General features: G+C 65.8%; 18 protein-coding genes and 1 tRNA gene. 10 read left to right on the top strand and 9 right to left on the bottom strand.

The annotated features are described in order from the left end of the window. Positions 1-44 precede the first annotated feature (44 nt). Positions 45-1,196, top strand: a complete 1,152-nt coding sequence (locus tag ACQY5A_RS22060; RefSeq protein ID WP_428342420.1) for a glycosyltransferase family 4 protein — start codon at positions 45-47, stop codon at positions 1,194-1,196. Positions 1,197-1,200: 4 nt separating this feature from the next. Here ACQY5A_RS22060 and ACQY5A_RS22055 read toward each other — a convergent pair whose 3' ends face one another. Further along, positions 1,201-2,025: an SDR family oxidoreductase gene (locus ACQY5A_RS22055; protein ID WP_428342419.1), complete on the bottom strand. Its 825-nt coding sequence runs from the start codon at positions 2,023-2,025 to the stop codon at positions 1,201-1,203. 68 nt (positions 2,026-2,093) lie between these two features. Here ACQY5A_RS22055 and ACQY5A_RS22050 point away from each other — a divergent pair, with 68 nt between their 5' ends. Next, the gene (locus ACQY5A_RS22050; RefSeq protein ID WP_428342418.1) at positions 2,094-2,786 is read left to right on the top strand and encodes a demethylmenaquinone methyltransferase; all 693 of its coding nucleotides are present in this window, start codon (positions 2,094-2,096) and stop codon (positions 2,784-2,786) included. A gap of 62 nt (positions 2,787-2,848) precedes the next feature. After that, on the top strand, positions 2,849-3,919 hold the full coding sequence (locus tag ACQY5A_RS22045; protein ID WP_428342417.1) for an LLM class flavin-dependent oxidoreductase: 1,071 nt from the start codon (positions 2,849-2,851) through the stop codon (positions 3,917-3,919). Here the strand turns inward: ACQY5A_RS22045 and menJ are convergent. Continuing rightward, positions 3,912-5,132, bottom strand: coding sequence for a menaquinone reductase (gene menJ / locus ACQY5A_RS22040; RefSeq protein WP_428342416.1), 1,221 nt, complete (start codon positions 5,130-5,132; stop codon positions 3,912-3,914). The two genes, ACQY5A_RS22045 and menJ, sit on opposite strands and share 8 nt — an antisense overlap. A 21-nt stretch (positions 5,133-5,153) precedes the next feature. Here menJ and grcC1 point away from each other — a divergent pair, with 21 nt between their 5' ends. From grcC1 to ACQY5A_RS22025, 3 genes are all read left to right on the top strand, one after another. Beyond that, complete coding sequence (gene grcC1, locus ACQY5A_RS22035; protein WP_428342415.1) at positions 5,154-6,170, top strand: nonaprenyl/(2E,6E)-farnesyl/geranylgeranyl diphosphat synthase; 1,017 nt, start codon at positions 5,154-5,156, stop codon at positions 6,168-6,170. Positions 6,171-6,229: 59 nt separating this feature from the next. Continuing rightward, on the top strand, positions 6,230-7,093 hold the full coding sequence (htpX, locus tag ACQY5A_RS22030) for a zinc metalloprotease HtpX (RefSeq protein WP_428342414.1): 864 nt from the start codon (positions 6,230-6,232) through the stop codon (positions 7,091-7,093). 204 nt (positions 7,094-7,297) lie between these two features. Beyond that, complete coding sequence (locus ACQY5A_RS22025; protein WP_428342413.1) at positions 7,298-7,627, top strand: type II toxin-antitoxin system HicB family antitoxin; 330 nt, start codon at positions 7,298-7,300, stop codon at positions 7,625-7,627. Here the strand turns inward: ACQY5A_RS22025 and ACQY5A_RS22020 are convergent. Genes ACQY5A_RS22020 through ACQY5A_RS22010 form a run of 3 tightly spaced genes read right to left on the bottom strand, consistent with a single transcriptional unit; the run spans position 7,624 to position 10,712 of the window. Then, positions 7,624-8,646 (bottom strand): NAD(P)H-dependent glycerol-3-phosphate dehydrogenase, encoded by a 1,023-nt coding sequence (locus ACQY5A_RS22020; RefSeq protein ID WP_428342412.1) that lies wholly within the window; start codon positions 8,644-8,646, stop codon positions 7,624-7,626. The genes ACQY5A_RS22025 and ACQY5A_RS22020 overlap by 4 nt on opposite strands. 59 nt (positions 8,647-8,705) lie before the next feature. Then, a complete protein-coding gene (locus ACQY5A_RS22015) occupies positions 8,706-10,178 on the bottom strand; it encodes a flavin-containing monooxygenase (protein WP_428342411.1) in 1,473 nt (490 codons plus the stop codon). 42 nt (positions 10,179-10,220) lie between these two features. Beyond that, complete coding sequence (locus ACQY5A_RS22010; RefSeq protein WP_428342410.1) at positions 10,221-10,712, bottom strand: YajQ family cyclic di-GMP-binding protein; 492 nt, start codon at positions 10,710-10,712, stop codon at positions 10,221-10,223. An 81-nt stretch (positions 10,713-10,793) separates the two neighbouring features. On the opposite strand from ACQY5A_RS22010, the gene ACQY5A_RS22005 reads away from it, so the two are divergent. Then, positions 10,794-10,876 (top strand) — tRNA-Tyr (locus ACQY5A_RS22005). A 61-nt stretch (positions 10,877-10,937) separates the two neighbouring features. Here ACQY5A_RS22005 and ACQY5A_RS22000 read toward each other — a convergent pair. Further along, positions 10,938-11,657 carry a TetR/AcrR family transcriptional regulator gene (locus ACQY5A_RS22000; RefSeq protein WP_428342409.1) on the bottom strand — a complete coding sequence of 240 codons (720 nt, stop codon included), beginning with the start codon at positions 11,655-11,657 and terminating at the stop codon, positions 10,938-10,940. Between the two features lie 84 nt (positions 11,658-11,741). Between ACQY5A_RS22000 and ACQY5A_RS21995 the strand changes: the two genes are divergently transcribed. After that, positions 11,742-12,401 (top strand): DNA-binding response regulator, encoded by a 660-nt coding sequence (locus ACQY5A_RS21995; RefSeq protein WP_428342408.1) that lies wholly within the window; start codon positions 11,742-11,744, stop codon positions 12,399-12,401. Here the strand turns inward: ACQY5A_RS21995 and ACQY5A_RS21990 are convergent. The 3 genes from ACQY5A_RS21990 to ACQY5A_RS21980 all read right to left on the bottom strand — a co-directional run bounded on the left by ACQY5A_RS21990 (position 12,389) and on the right by ACQY5A_RS21980 (position 14,788). Then, complete coding sequence (locus tag ACQY5A_RS21990) at positions 12,389-13,729, bottom strand: sensor histidine kinase (RefSeq protein WP_428342407.1); 1,341 nt, start codon at positions 13,727-13,729, stop codon at positions 12,389-12,391. The genes ACQY5A_RS21995 and ACQY5A_RS21990 overlap by 13 nt on opposite strands. Next, entirely contained in the window at positions 13,711-14,085 is a 375-nt protein-coding gene (locus ACQY5A_RS21985) for a response regulator (RefSeq protein WP_428342406.1), read from the bottom strand. Before ACQY5A_RS21985 ends, ACQY5A_RS21990 begins: the two co-directional genes overlap by 19 nt. A gap of 70 nt (positions 14,086-14,155) precedes the next feature. Then, positions 14,156-14,788 carry a LuxR C-terminal-related transcriptional regulator gene (locus ACQY5A_RS21980; RefSeq protein WP_428342405.1) on the bottom strand — a complete coding sequence of 211 codons (633 nt, stop codon included), beginning with the start codon at positions 14,786-14,788 and terminating at the stop codon, positions 14,156-14,158. Positions 14,789-14,807: 19 nt separating this feature from the next. Between ACQY5A_RS21980 and ACQY5A_RS21975 the strand changes: the two genes are divergently transcribed. Together ACQY5A_RS21975 and ACQY5A_RS21970 are read left to right on the top strand one after the other, a co-directional pair. Further along, entirely contained in the window at positions 14,808-14,942 is a 135-nt protein-coding gene (locus tag ACQY5A_RS21975; RefSeq protein WP_428342404.1) for a hypothetical protein, read from the top strand. A 113-nt stretch (positions 14,943-15,055) separates the two neighbouring features. After that, positions 15,056-15,349 (top strand): hypothetical protein, encoded by a 294-nt coding sequence (locus ACQY5A_RS21970; RefSeq protein ID WP_428342403.1) that lies wholly within the window; start codon positions 15,056-15,058, stop codon positions 15,347-15,349. The last annotated feature ends 59 nt before the right edge of the window (positions 15,350-15,408 follow it).

Raw genomic sequence — 15,408 nt, 5'->3', positions numbered from 1 at the left:
CAGTCGGTAACCATATCGACAGTCGACGCTGCCACCGTGATGGTGTGCGAGTAGCGATTGTCGCGGAATCTTTTCTCCCGCAGGTCAACGGCGTGAGTAATTCCGTCATCCGAACACTCGAGCACCTCCGACGTACCGGCCATGAAGCGCTTGTCATTGCGCCCGACACCCCGCACGGCGAGGAACCCGCAGATCGTCTCTATGACGGTATCCGGGTGCATCGGGTGCAGTCGTGGATGTTCCCGAAGGTGACGACGCTGCCGTTGGGTCTGCCGCTGCCACGAATTCTGCGCGTGCTGCGCGGATTCGAGCCCGATGTGGTGCATTTGGCCTCGCCCGCCCTGCTCGGTTGGGGCGGGGTGAAAGCGGCCCGGCGCCTCGGGGTGCCGACGGTCGCGGTGTACCAGACCGACGTGCCCGGGTTCGCCGCCAGCTACGGCATCGGCGTCACCGAGAAAGCGGCCTGGGCCTGGTTCCGGCACCTGCACAAGCTCGCCGACCGGACGCTGGCTCCGTCCACCGCGACCATGGAATCACTTGTCAGTCACGGTATTCCGCGGGTGCACAAGTGGGCGCGCGGCGTCGACATGATCGGCTACGCGCCGTCGGGCCGCGACGAGGCGTTGCGACAGCACTGGTCGCCGGACGGCAAGCCGATCGTCGGATTCGTCGGTCGACTCGCGCCGGAGAAGCATGTCGAACGGCTCACCTCGCTCGCCGCCACCGGCGACGTACAGGTCGTCATCGTCGGCGACGGAGTTGACCGCGCGAAGCTGCAATCGGCAATGCCCACAGCCGTTTTCACCGGTGCGCTGTATGGCGAAGAGCTGGCGAAGGCGTACGCCAGTATGGACGTCTTCGTCCACGCCGGTGAGCACGAGACGTTCTGCCAAGTCGTCCAAGAGGCGCTGGCGTCCGGGTTGCCGGTGATCGCTCCTGACGCAGGCGGACCCCGCGACCTGGTGACGCCGTGGCGAACCGGACTGCTGTTGGGGGTCAAGGAATTCGAGGCGCAACTGCCCAACGCTGTCGCGCATCTGCTCGAAGACCGCGAGCGGTACTCGGTGGCCGCTCGCCGCAGCATCCTCAAACGCAGCTGGCCCGCCATCTGCGACGAGTTGCTCGGCCACTACGAGGCCGTCCTATCGCCCGTTGCCCGCGCACGCATGCGCCGGCAACACGCGCAGGGTCAGTGACCTCTCAGCCCTGCGCCAACTCGGCGACGGGCTGCCATTGCTCCCAGGTGCGCAGTCGCTGCTCGTAGTCGGCCTTGGCTAATCCCAACGGCGCGTCACCAAAGAACACCCGCAGCGGCGGCTCATCCGCGTCGACGACCTTGAGCACGGCCGCGGCGGACGCCGTCGGGTCACCGGGTGCGGCCCAACGAGTCTTGCGGACCCTCTCGTTCTCGGCGTGCAACTCGGCATAGTCCGGCAGCTGCTCGGCGGTCCGTGACGACGACCCGGACCAGTCGGTGGAGAAACCGGCCGGCTCGATCAGCGTGACGTGTACGCCGAACGGCGCGACCTCCTGCGCCAACGACTGGGAGAAGCCTTCCAGCGCCCACTTGGATGCGTGGTAGATGCCGACGTTGGGGAAAGCTGTGATGCCGCCGATCGACGACACCTGGATGATGTGGCCGCTGCCCTGCGCACGCAGGTACGGCAACGCGGCCTGGGTGACCCACAGCGCGCCGAAGACGTTCGTCTCGATCTGATCCCGCGCGTCGGCCTCGGACAACTCTTCGATGAAGCCGAACTGGCCGTAGCCGGCGTTGTTGACGACGATGTCGAGGCGCCCGAAATGGTCGTGGGCCTGCTTGACGGCGGCGAAGTCAGCGGCGCGATCGGTGACGTCCAGCTTCAGCGGGAGAATCGCGTCGTCGTATTTGGCGACGAGATCGTCCAGTGACGCGGTGTCGCGCGCGGTCGCGGCGACTTTGTCGCCCCGTTCCAGCGCGGCAATCGCCCACTCTCGTCCGAAGCCACGTGAAGTACCGGTGATGAACCAAACTTTTTCAGCCATGCTGGTCTCTAACGCACAGGTTGGCAGCTCATTCCCGCATGGCCTGATTGGCCCGGTAAGTTCGAGGCGTGAACCGCGCCACGCTGGACAAAGACCCCCGTGAGGTGGCATCGATGTTCGACGGCGTCGCGCGCCGCTACGACATCACCAACACCGTGCTGTCGTTGGGCCAGGACCAGTACTGGCGGCGCGCCACGTCCAAGGCGCTGGGCGTCGGGTCGGGCGAGAAGGTGCTTGATCTGGCCGCCGGTACGGCGGTGTCGACGGTGGAGATGGCCCGCTCCGGGGCGTGGTGTGTGGCGGCGGACTTCTCGGTCGGCATGCTCGGCGCAGGCGCGGCCCGCAAGGTGCCCAAGGTCGCCGGCGACGCCACCCGGTTACCGTTCGCCGACAACGTGTTCGACGCGGTCACGATCAGCTTCGGGCTGCGCAACGTCGCCGAGCGCGAGACCGCTCTGTCCGAGCTGGCCCGGGTGACGCGGCCCGGCGGCCGGTTGGTGGTGTGCGAGTTCTCCACCCCCACCAATGGGATGTTCGCCACCGTGTACAAGGAATACCTGATGAAGGCTCTGCCGCGGGTCGCGCGGGCGGTGTCGAGCAATCCGGAAGCCTATGTCTACCTTGCCGAGTCGATCAGAGCCTGGCCGGACCAGGCCGACCTGGCCCATCAGATAACCCGGGCCGGCTGGTCGGCGGTGCGCTGGCGCAACCTCACCGGCGGCATCGTCGCGCTCCATGCCGCCTACAAAGCGCCGCGCTGACTTTCATTCGCCTTGATTCTCGGTATGGCCCGGTGCGCTCCGGTCTGCCACTATCGGGCCCGGTGAGCCGCGAATTTCTTTGGTACATCCCGAATACAGTGCTGTCCGGTCACCGGGGCGACGACACCGTCGACGGCTGGGGCAGCCTGGAGTATTCGGTCGAGCTCGCGCAGCGCGCGGAGCGCAACGGCTGGGGTGGTGCGCTGATCGGCGCGGGCTGGGGACGGGCGGACTCGTTCACGATCGCGACCGCGATCGCCGCCCGGACGACGACGTTCGCACCGCTGGTCGCGATTCGGCCCGGCTACTGGCATCCCGCGCATTTCGCCAGCGCCGCCTCCACGCTCGACCAGCTCAGTCAGGGCCGGCTGCTGGTGAACGTGGTCACCGGCGCCGACGACGTCCTGGCCTACGGCGATGTCGACCTGGACAAGTCGAGCCGCTACGACCGGACCCGCGAATTCCTGCAGCTGGTCCGTCGGTTGTGGACCGAAGAGGACGTGACCTACGACGGCGATTACTTCTCTGTCGAACACTCGACGTTGCAGCCGCGCCCGTTCGGCGCCGAGGAAGGCTTGCATCCCACGCTCTACTTCGGTGGCGCCTCGGCCGCGGCGGAAGAGGTGGCCGTCGAAGAGGCTGACGTGCAACTGTTTTGGGGTGAGCCACTCGACGGGATCGCCGAGCGTATCGAACGGCTCACGGCGTTGTCCGAGAAACTCGGGCGCGAACACGCGCCGCTGGAGTACGGGCTGCGCATCACGACGCTGGTCCGCGACACCTCCGCAGAGGCGTGGCGGGACGCTGAGCAGAAGGTCGCTGAACTGGCCGGCAAACCCTCGGTGTTGTTGCTGCACAACGCCAAGTCAGCGGAAGGACAGCGACGGCTGAGCGAGCTGGCCGGCCGCGGCGAAGTGCTCGATTCCTGCCTCTACACCGCGCCGAGCAAATACGGCGGCGAGGGAGCCGGGACGACGTGGCTGGTCGGGTCGGCCGAGGAAGTCGCGGCTGCCCTGCAGAAGTACGCCGACCTCGGGGTGAAACACTTCGTGCTGTCGGACACCCCGTATCTGTCCGAGGTGTCCAGGATCGGCGAGCAGGTTCTTCCGTTGCTGCGCAACGCCGTCAGCTGAACGGCCTTCGGCGATCCAGCAACCGGGAGATCCGCCCGCTGCCCCGCCACGCCCGCGCCACCCAGTCGGCGTCCTCGTCGGTGACCAGGTTGCCCATCACCCGCACCGCGATGCCCATCAGCGTCGTCGAGCGCATCCCGAGCGGGCCGGCCGCGGGCAGGAACCGTGGGAACGTCAGCAACAGGCCCAGTCGGCGGGCGACGGAAAACCCCCGCCCGTAATGGGATTGGAGCACGTTCGGCCAGGCGGCGGAGAAGTCGCCCGACCCGAGCATCTCCGCGGCCAGCCGGCCGGTCTCCAGCCCGTAGTCGATGCCCTCGCCGTTGAGCGGGTTGACACACGCCGCCGCGTCGCCGATCAGCATCCAGTTGCGGCCTGCCACACCGGATACCGCTCCACCCATCGGCAGCAGCGCTGACGATATGGCACGGGGTTGGCCCTCGAAGCCCCACTCGTCGCGGCGCAGGTCGGTGTAGTACGACATCAGCGGCCGCAGGGCCAGCTCGGCCGGCCGCTTGGTCGTCGACAGCGCACCCACGCCGATGTTCACTTCGCCGTTGCCCAGCGGGAAGATCCAGCCGTAGCCGGGCAGCACCGCGCCGTCGGGCGATCGCAGCTCCAAATGCGAAGTGAGCCAGGGGTCGTCGCTGCGGGCCGTGGCCAGGTAGCCACGGGCGGCGATCCCGTACACCGTCTCCTGATGCCAGCGCCGGCCCAGGACGCGGCCCAGGGTCGAGCGGGCGCCGTCGGCGACGATCAGCTCACGGCAGCCGACCTGGCTGCCGTCGGACAACGTCACCGACACCACCCGGGTCGATGCATTGTGATGGACGCCGACAGCTTTGACGCCGAGCCGCATGCGGGCGCCGGATTCCTCGGCGACTTTGCGAATCCGGTCGTCCAACTCGACGCGGGCCACTGCGCTGCCGGTCGACGGGAACGACGGGCCCGGCCATGGCACTTCGACCTCGCCGCCGAACCCGCTCATCCGCAGGCCTCGGTGCCGGATCCGCGCGTCGAGCCATTCGCTGAGCCCCAGGCGTTCCAGTTCGGCGACCGCCCGCGGCGTCAGACCGTCGCCGCAGGCCTTGTCCCGGGGAAAGTTGGCCGAGTCGATCACCAGCACGTCGCGACCGGCGCGCGCCGCCCACGCCGCGGCTGCCGAGCCGGCCGGTCCGGCGCCCACTACCACCACGTCGGCATGGAAGTCCATGTTCACCAGTATGTTGGTTGAGTGAGGACTCCGGAAACGGTTGTGGCGGGCATCGATCTCAGTGCCTTCGGGGACGCCGAATTCGCCACCGACGTGCGTGACGGTGTCGCTCGCATCGAGCAACTGATGGAAGCCGAGCTGCGCGGGTCAGACGACCTGATGACGGACGCCGTGTTGCATCTGTTCGAGGCCGGTGGCAAACGATTCCGGCCGCTTTTCGCGGTGCTGTCCGCCCAGCTGGGCCCGAATCCGGACAGTGATGAGGTTGCCATCGCCGGTGCAGTCATCGAACTCGTGCATCTGGCCACGCTGTACCACGACGACGTGATGGACGAGGCGCAGGTGCGACGCGGTGCCCCCAGCGCCAACCTGCGGTGGAGCAACAACGTCGCGATCTTGGCCGGCGACTACCTGTTCGCGACCGCGTCGCGGCTGGTGTCGCGGCTGGGCCCGAACGCCGTGCGAATCATCGCCGAGACCTTCGCCCAGTTGGTGACCGGGCAGATGCGCGAAACCCAGGGGGCCGTAGACAAGGCTGACCCGATCGCGCACTACCTCAAGGTCGTCCATGAGAAGACGGCCTGCTTGATCGGCGCGGCCGGCCGGTTCGGGGCGATGTTCTCCGGCGCCGACGAGGAGCAGACCGAGCGGCTGAGCCGACTGGGTGATCTGGTCGGCACGGCGTTTCAGATTTCCGACGACATCATCGACATCGACAGCGATCCCGACGAGTCCGGCAAGCTGCCAGGCACCGATCTGCGCGAGGGCGTGCACACCCTTCCGGTGCTCTACGCGCTGCACGACACCGGACCCGACGCCGATCGGCTGCGCGAACTGCTGACCGGGCCGATCGAGGACGACGCGGTGCTCGCCGAGGCGCTGGGGTTGCTGCGGACCTCGCCGGGCATGGCCAAGGCCAAGGAGACCGTTGCCCAGTTCGCGGCGCAGGCCCGCGAAGAACTGGCCGCGCTGCCCGAAAGCCCCGGACGGAACGCGCTTGCGACGCTGGTCGATTACACGATTCAGCGACACGGCTGATAAGCGGAACTCTGCGGCGGCTCCTCGGCGTTAGATCAGGTGACCGTAGGAGGACTCTGATGACCTGGCATCCGCATCACAACACGGCGAAAACGTTCGCGTTGCTGGTTGGTATGTCGGCGCTGATCGTGTTCGTGGGCAGTTTGTTCGGCCGGGGCGTGATGTTCGTGGCCGTGCTGTTCGCCGTCGGCATGAACGTGTACACCTACTTCAACAGCGACAAGCTGGCGCTGCGGGCAATGCATGCGCAGCCGGTGTCGGAGGTGCAGGAGCCGGCGATCTACCGGATCGTGCGCGAGCTGGCCACCGCCGCGCACCAGCCGATGCCGCGGCTCTACATCAGCGACACCGCCGCGCCCAACGCGTTCGCCACGGGCCGCAACCCCCGCAACGCCGCGGTGTGCTGCACCACCGGCATTCTCGGCATCCTGAATGAGCGTGAGCTGCGCGCGGTGCTGGGGCATGAGCTGTCGCACGTCTACAACCGCGACATCCTGATCTCGTGCGTGGCCGGCGCGTTGGCGTCGGTGATCAGCGCCGTGGCGAACATGGCCTTCATCTTCGGGTCGATGAGTGGCAACGATCGTGAGGGCGGCAATCCCTTTGCGCTGCTGCTGGTTTCGTTACTGGGCCCAATCGCCGCGACGGTGGTGAAGCTGGCGGTGTCCCGTTCGCGGGAGTACCAGGCCGACGAGTCCGGCGCGATGCTGACCGGCGACCCGCTGGCGCTGGCCTCGGCGCTGCGCAAGATCTCCGGCGGTGTGCAGGTCGCGCCGCTGCCGCCTGAGCCACAGTTGGCTGCGCAGGCGCATCTGATGATCGCCAGCCCGTTCCGCGCCGGCGAAAAGATCGGGTCGCTGTTCTCCACGCACCCGCCGATCGAAGAGCGGATTCGCCGTCTCGAAGAGATGGCCGGCCGTTAGTCACATCCGCCCCAGCAGTCCCCTGAGCGAGGCGTGTGGTGAATCTGGAAAACGACTCGTATGTGATATCACTGCCCCGACTGATATCGCATATGAGTTGATTTCCAAAAACGGCGCACACCCTGGTGTCGGTGCAGATGGGGTCTGTGTGACTGTCCACAGGCCGAATCCCGAATCGGACGCCTGACTGGTATCACCCAAGAGGTGAATCGCTACACCTACCGCGCCGAATGGTCCTCGGAATTCGGCGAATACGTCGCTCGATGCCTGGAACTGCCGTGGCTGTCCGAACATGCGCCGACGCTCACCGACGCGATCGCGGCCATCGATCGAGCGGTCGACGAGTACGTCGACGAGCGCGAGGGCGATATCCCGCCACCGCTCACCGATCGGAAATTCAGCGGCACGTTTCTGGTGCGAACCTCGCCGATGTTGCACTCGCGGCTCACCGTCGAAGCCGCCGAGCAGAACGTGTCGCTGAATCAGTGGGTGGTCTCGAAGCTGGCGGACCGGCCGCCCATCAGCTTGTTCTAGAAACCGGAGCCGTGCACTTCGTGCCCGGGCGTCTCCGCGGCCAGCCCGCGATAGGCGTCTTCGACCGTCGCGCCGTGGTTGACCACGCCGTCGACCTCGCGCGCGATCGGCATGTTCAGCCCGTACTTGTCGGCGAACTCCATGATCACGCTGGCGGCCTTGACCCCCTCGGCGACCTGGTTCATCGACGAGATGATCTCGTCGATGGATTTGCCCGAGCCGAGCTGCTCGCCGACGTGCCGGTTCCGGCTGCGCTGGCTGGTGCACGTGACGATCAGATCGCCCATGCCGGCCAGACCGGCGAAGGTGTCACGCTGTCCGCCCATCGCCTCGCCCAGCTTCGACATCTCGCGCACCGAGCGCGAGATCACCATCGCGCGGGTGTTCTCACCGATCCCGAGCGAGTAGCCCATCCCGACCGCGATTGCGTAGACGTTCTTCAACGCACCGGCCATCTCCACGCCCAACACATCGTCGATCGTGTAGACGCGAAAACGCTTGGTACGGAACAGGTGACCGAGCTGCGCGGCCAGGTGCTGGTCGGGCATCGCCAGCACCGCCGCGGCGGCGTAACCCTCGGCGACCTCGCGGGCGATGTTGGGCCCGGCCAGGATGCCGGCCGGGTGGCCGGGCAGCACTTCGTCGACGATCTGCGACATCCGCATGTTGGTGCCCTGCTCGAGGCCTTTGACCAACGACACCACCGGCACCCACGGCCGCAGTTCGGACGCCAACTCGGTGAGCACGCCACGGAATCCGTGCGACGGCACTCCCATCACGACCACATCGGCGCACTGCGCGGCCTCGGCGAAGTCGGTAGTGGCGCGCAGGCTCTCGGACAGGACGTGTTCTTCGCCAAGGTATTTGGTGTTGCGGTGGTTCTCGTTGATGTCCTTGGCGGTCTCCTCCGAACGCACCCATTGCAGCGTCGGCCCGCGGCGTGCGCAGACCGATGCGACGGTGGTGCCCCAGGAGCCCCCGCCCAGAACAACGACCTTGGGATCGCGCGTAGCTGCCATGGCGACCAGCGTATTGCCGACGGCTGATCTTTACCGGCGGTTGGCCAGATCGAGCGGGGTTATCCGGCCAGCGCGGTTTTCTGCTCGACGCGACCGAACACCATCGCCTCGGTGATCCGGTCGAACCGGTAGTCGATGGCGTCGGCGTAGTAGTTCTGCCGAACGTTCCACGGCCGCTTGATCCCCGACTTCGGCAGCGCGTGCGGGGCACGCAGCACGTAGCCGGCCTGGATGTCCCAGGCGGACTTCTCCGGCATCGGCTCGCCGGCCAGATGTGGGTAGGCGTGGGTGTAGCCGTGAGAGGCCATGTGGTCCAACAACTTTGCCGTCGCGCGGGCGGTCATGTCGGCGCGCAGCGTCCATGAGGCGTTCGTATAGCCGACGCACCAGAACAGATTGGGCACTTCCTCTAGCATGTGGGCCTTGTAGACGAACCGGTCCTGCGGCTTGACCTCGGCGCCGTCCATCGACACCGCCACCCCGCCCAACGCCTGCAGTTGCAGACCGGTCGCGGTCACGATCACGTCGGCGTCCAGGTGTCCGCCGGATTTCAAAGCGATTCCGGTGGAATCGAAGTGGTCGATGTGATCGGTCACCACCTCGGCGCGGCCGTCGCCGATCGCGACATACAGGTCGGCGTCGGGAATCAGGCACAGTCGCTGATCCCACGGGTTGTAGCGCGGCTTGAAGTGCGTGTCGACGTCGTAACCCTCAGGCAATGAGTGCACCGCGATCTGGCGGATCCACCACTTCACAAAACCCGGGACAGTCCGGGCCAAGAACCAAATCACGCCTTCCATCAACGCATTGCTTTGCCGGGCATACGAATGAGAAAGTCTGCGCGGCAGAATCTTTCGCACAAAGTTCGTCGCCCCACTGCTCTTGGCCGCCGAGAACAGGTAGGTGGGGGAGCGCTGCAGCATGGTCACCTTCGACGCCCGCTGGGCCAGCGACGGAATTAGCGACATCGCGGTTGCACCGCTTCCGATGACCACGATCTTCTTGCCCCGGTAATCGAGGTCTTCGGGCCAGTGCTGCGGGTGGACGATGATGCCGTCGAACTCCTTCAAGCCCGGGAAGTCGGGGGTGTAGCCCTCGTCGTAGTTGTAATAGCCGGACCCGAAGAACACGAAGCGGCCGCGGTAGGTCCTTTCGGTGCCGTTCTGCTCTGCGGTGACGGTCCAGGTGTCGGTCGAGGAATCCCAGTCCGCGCCGCAGACGTGGGAGTTGAACACGATGTGCTCGTCGATGCCGTACTTGTGCGCAGTGTCCTTCAGGTACCCGCGGATGTCGGACCCATCGGCCACCCGTTCCTTCTCCGTCCACGGCTCCCAGGGAAAGCACAAGGTGAAGATGCTGCTGTCGGAGCGCACCCCCGGGTAGCGGAACAAGTCCCAGGTGCCGCCGAGTTGCTCGCGGCGCTCCAGGATGACGTAGCTGGTGCCCGGATTGCGCTCGGTGATGCGATACGCGGCTCCCAGGCCGGAGATGCCCGCACCGATGATGACGACGTCGACGTCGGTCACGCTCATCACAAACCTCGCTTCTCCGGCGGCGATGTGGCAGCGATCACGTTACCGGTAGTTGACGAACTGCAGCGCGACGTCGAGATCGGACTTCTTCAGCAGCGCCTGAACCTCCTGCAGGTCGTCGCGTTTTTTGCTGCTCACCCTGACCTCTTCGCCCTGTATCTGGGTTTTGACGCTCTTGGGTCCATCGTCGCGGATCAGTTTGGTGATCTTCTTGGCGGTTTCGCTGGTAATGCCCTCTTTGAGGGTGCCGGTGACCTTGTAGGTCTTGCCGGACGCTTGCGGCTCGCCGGCGTCGAACGCCTTGAGGCTGATGTCGCGCCGGATCAGCTTCTCCTTGAACACGTCGACGGCCGCCTTGACCCGCTCCTCGGTGGAGCTGGTCAGCTCGATCGCCTCGTCGCCCTTCCAGGCGATCTTGGTGTCGGTGCCGCGGAAGTCGAATCGGGTGCCGAGTTCCTTGGCAGCTTGGTTGAGAGCGTTGTCGACCTCTTGGCGATCGAGTTTGCTCACGACGTCAAACGATGAATCCGCCATCGGATACGTCTCCTTCCATCGGTGTTGGCCGTTTGTTATCTCAGTACATCTTCGTTGTAGGCTAGCTACCCGTAATACACCGGCAGATTGCCCGAGCGGCCAATGGGAGCGGACTGTAAATCCGTCGGCTAACGCCTACCCAGGTTCGAATCCTGGATCTGCCACCGAGTCAGCGGTTAATCGGTTCCGCAGCAACAGTTTTCAGCTGCGGGCCGGGCGCGATCCTTATGCCACCGGAGATTCCACGATGGGGTTCAGCGGAGCAATGGGTTCGTGCGGGTCGATGTTGATCCCGCCTTTGAGCATTGTGCAACTCAGCAGCGACCACATCCACTCGGCGAGTTGGGCGACGAATTCCCGTCGGGGCAGAGCTGCGGGATCCTTGAGCCAGTGCGTCACCGCGGACTCGACGAACCCGACCGCCCCGATGCTGAGTGGCAATGCTGGTCGCTCGTCTAGCCCGAGGGTGCGGTAGAACGCCGCGATCACTCCGCCGAGATTCGCAGCGACGGTCTTGTTCACCTGGTCGATCGCGGAGACGCCGTCGTCATCGTCGCTGAGCGGGTGGCAGGTCAGGTACTCGTACAGGTTTGGGTGCTCCATGCGCCACCGCACATGCATCGACACCGTGCTTCTGACCACCTGCATCGGGCTGAGCGGCCCGTCCCAGATCAGGGTTTGCTTGACGGTGAGCATGTCGCTGGCCCGCCGGGCGACACTGCGGTGCAGGTCGGCCGCACTGTCGAAGTACCGGTAGAGCTTTGTCCGGGTGACCCCGACGTGGTCGGCGACCTGCTCGATGGACGCCTGCGGGCCGTACTGGGCGATCGCGTCCAGCGCGGCCTCGACGAATTCGGCCCGTCGCTTCTCCCGCTGACCCGACCAGCGCGCGGCGCGCCCGTCCACGGGCGGGGATGCGGCCTCATCGGGCGCGCCAGGACCCATGCTTTACATGGTACGGGTTGTCCCGCTAATCTCGCACCCGGTACTCGGCGTACCAGATATCGGATGTCCTATTCAAGGGGTCGGATGGACCGCATCGTCCCGCTGGTCGTGATCGACGACCAGCCGATTATTCACACCGGTGTCCGGAATTGGGTCGCGGAGGCGTCCATCCTGACCGGCGCCGTGCATGCCTACCGTTCGGTTCCTGAATTCCTGACCGAGCATCAGCGCCAGTCGACCGCAACCGAAGTGATCATCTACGACCCCGAGCGCGGCGAGCAACGGCCCGATTACGCTGGCCTGCACCAGCTATGCGAACTCATGCATCGGGTGGTGGCATACTCACGCATCGCGTCCGCCGAGATCATCCTGAGCTGCCTGGACGCCGGCGCGGCCAACTACATCGTGAAGTCTGAGTCGCCGCGACACCTCATCGAGGCAATCACCGCGGCTCAACTCGGCACGGAATCTCGCGGACCACTCGCCGCGGCCGCCGAGCAGGAGGCAAAGCAATTCGGGCGCCCGGAACTCACCGCGCAAGAACGACGGGTCCTCATCGAATGGTTGCTCACCGACAATAAGGACTCGGTCAGCAAGAAACTGCATATCGCGCCCAGCACCGTCAGGACCCATCTACAGAGGATTCGGCGCCGCTACAGTGAGATCGACCGTCCCGCCCCGTCGAAGGCGGCGTTGTTCGCCCGCGCCATCCAGGACGGTCTGATCGGCATTCACGACGTCTGACCGTTTGCAACGGATGTCACTGAATTCGGTTGTGCCGCAGTCTCTACGACGGCGATGATGCGCGTGCCGCGTCCCGGCGCGGTATCGATCGTCAGTATCCCGCCGATCGCTGACACTCGGTCGGTCATGTTGGCCAGCCCGGTGCCGCTGGTGGCCGGCTCGAACCCGCGGCCGGTGTCGCTGATCGTGAGGGTGAGCGTTTCGGTGTCGGCACGGGCGGCGATGGTGACCGCGGTGCCCGGGCCGCCGTGCTTGGCGGCATTCTGCAGCGCTTCACTGCAACAGAAATACAGCGCGGCTTCGACCGGAGCCGGATAGCGCTGCAGGTCCGGTAGGTCGAGATGGAGCGCAACCGGGGAATGAGCGGCCACCGAAGACAGGGCGTGCGGCAGACCCCCGCTGACGAGCGACGGCGGGTAGATGCCGTGGGCGAGCCTGCGGATCTCCGCGATTGCGTTTTCCAACAGGCCGGACGCTTCGGCGAGCAGCGGCGCAGACTTGGTGTGCTCAGCGCTGCGGGCGAGCTGGATGAGCACCGCCAACGCGACGAGATGCTGTTGGGCGCCGTCGTGCAGATCACGCTCGAGGCGGCGCCGTTCCTCGTCGGCGGCGGTGACCAGCCGGCGTCGTGACGCCTCGACCTCGGCGGCCCGCTCAGCGAGCATCTGCTCGGACACCGCCAGAGCGCCGGCGTTGTTGAACGCGATCACCAGCAGGTGAAAGGCGTGCATCGGCAATGCCACCAGGATGAATGCGTTTTCGATCCAGCGAGGCGGTTCCACGGCCAGGTGCACGAAATGCTGGAAGCGGGCCAGCACCGCCAGGGCCAACACGCAGCCTGCCGTGATCCCCGCGAAAACCAGTCCCCGCTGCCAACGGATGTAGGGCTGGGCGAATACGACGGGCACCAGGGCGGCTAGCACCATCACCGGCAGCAGGTGCGGCGCGACCAACGTGATGAGCAGGACGGCGGCCCAGTTACCGATGCAGGCAACGGTGATCGACTGTGCATGTCTGCGGCGACGCGCCAACGCCAACGCAACTGCCAGCACCAGGCACTGGCCGGTGCAGATCGCGGCGATGGCCAGGAACCAGGCGGATCGCAGCACCCACAGGTATTCCCACAGCGGCAGCAGCACGCCGGCACCGCCGTACATGGCCAGATAGCCGGTGAGGAACAGCTGAAAGCGTTCGACTGTGAAGCGGTTGACGAGGTCGTGAGGCAGCAACGACGACGATCGGACCGCCGCGTTCAACAGCACTTGCGGCGCCCGCCAGTAGGGCACCGATTCGGCCGCTGCCGCGGAGTTCAGTGGTGTGTTCGCCATGTCCGGGTCAGCAGCTCAGGGCTCAGGTCTTCTTTGTGTAAGTAGGCCGCAGCACCGCAATCTGCGACCTCCGGCGGAAGATCCTCGACGTCATAGGTCGACGTCAGTAGGACGATCAGATCTGGATGGGCGACGCGGAGTCGGCGGGTGGCCTCGATGCCACCCATTCCGGGCATGTGGATGTCCATCAGCACGATCCCCGCACTGCCCTCCGGAATGAGGTCGATCGCGGATTCACCGGTCTCGTAATCGCCGGCTAGAGCAAAGCCCGCTGTGGCAGAAACGGTTTCAGCTGTGGCGAGCCGGAAACCAGCCTGATCGTCGACGACCCAGACACGTACCCGTTCGTCTGCCATCTTCGGATGATGCGGCGCGAAGCCACAGCCCGCCAGGGGTGTACACACCACACTTTCCATGGTGCGCACATCACGTCTCGGGTGCGGAGTTGTTGTCGAGGAACATCAACACGGCCTTGACCCGCCGATCAACCGAGTCGTCGACGGTCAGGCCGAGCTTGGCGAAGATCGAATTGATGTGTTTCTCCACCGCCCGCTGAGTGAGAACCAGCCGCTTGGCCACGGTGCGGTTGCTGAGCCCGGTGGCCAGTTCGGCCAGCACCTCCCGTTCTCTGGGGGTCAACCGGCTCAGCGTCGCGGCCGAGCTTGGCTGAGCCAGCAGGGCCTCGACCACCAGCGGATCGAGCACCGTCCCGCCGGCGGCGACTTGGTGCACGGCGTCGCTGAGTTGGTCGAAATGCGAGACGCGTTCCTTCAGGAGATAGCCGCGTGATGCGGTGCCGCCATCCAGCAGGCCGGTCGCGTAGCGCGGATCGGCGTACTGGGACAGGACGATCACGCCGATGTCCGGGTGCGCCGTCCGCATCCAGCGGGCCAGGCGAATGCCCTCATCGGTCGACGTGGGTGGCATCCGAACGTCGGTGAGCAACATGGTCGGGTGATGCCTCTCGATGAGTCCGACGGCGGAGTCGTAATCATCGGCAACTCCAACGACATTCATATCGGGATCAGTAGACAACGCCCGATGGACACTGTCTCGCACCAGGAGACTGTCTTCGGCAATGACGACCGAAATTGGACCACTCATCGCACCGCCGTCCTTCCTCGATGATGAGGATAGCCAACCGATATCGCGGCTGGAAGCCGTCTCGGGCATTCTGCTGCCGCGCTGCACCGATGCAGACACCCGGGTGTAGGCACCACCACAGATGTGGTGTCCGCCTTCTGGTGGCCGATCTGCCTCCGGACGAAACTCGATGTCTATCAGGCACGTCTGCCAAGGGACGGCACATTGATAGAAGGAGGCGAAATGTCGCAATTGACAACGGCATCCGAGACGCACAGCGAAATCGGCGATGTCGAGCCGCTGACCGCGAGCACGAACGAAACGTCGAGGGCGCCCGTTCTGATCACCGAGCAGGAGGTGCTGTTCGGTACCAGTGCGGCGACCTCGCCGCGCCGGGCGTCGCTGCCGCATCGGTTCATCGGTGCGGTGCGTACCGCTGCGACCTCGCTGCGGCTGCCGCCGCCCCGACCGCACTACCCGACGGATCTCGGCTACCTGGAGCGGTCACGGATGGCCCGCGAGATGGACCGCCTGTAGCTGCGTTCCCATGACTGGCAGGGCTCGCCCGACTCGATGTCCCTCGCAACGAGCTCGGG

This window comes from Mycobacterium sp. (assembly GCF_965277065.1).
GTDB lineage: Bacteria > Actinomycetota > Actinomycetes > Mycobacteriales > Mycobacteriaceae > Mycobacterium.
Note: the sequence above shows the minus strand (reverse complement) of the source record. Positions and strands in the feature narration are given on the sequence as shown.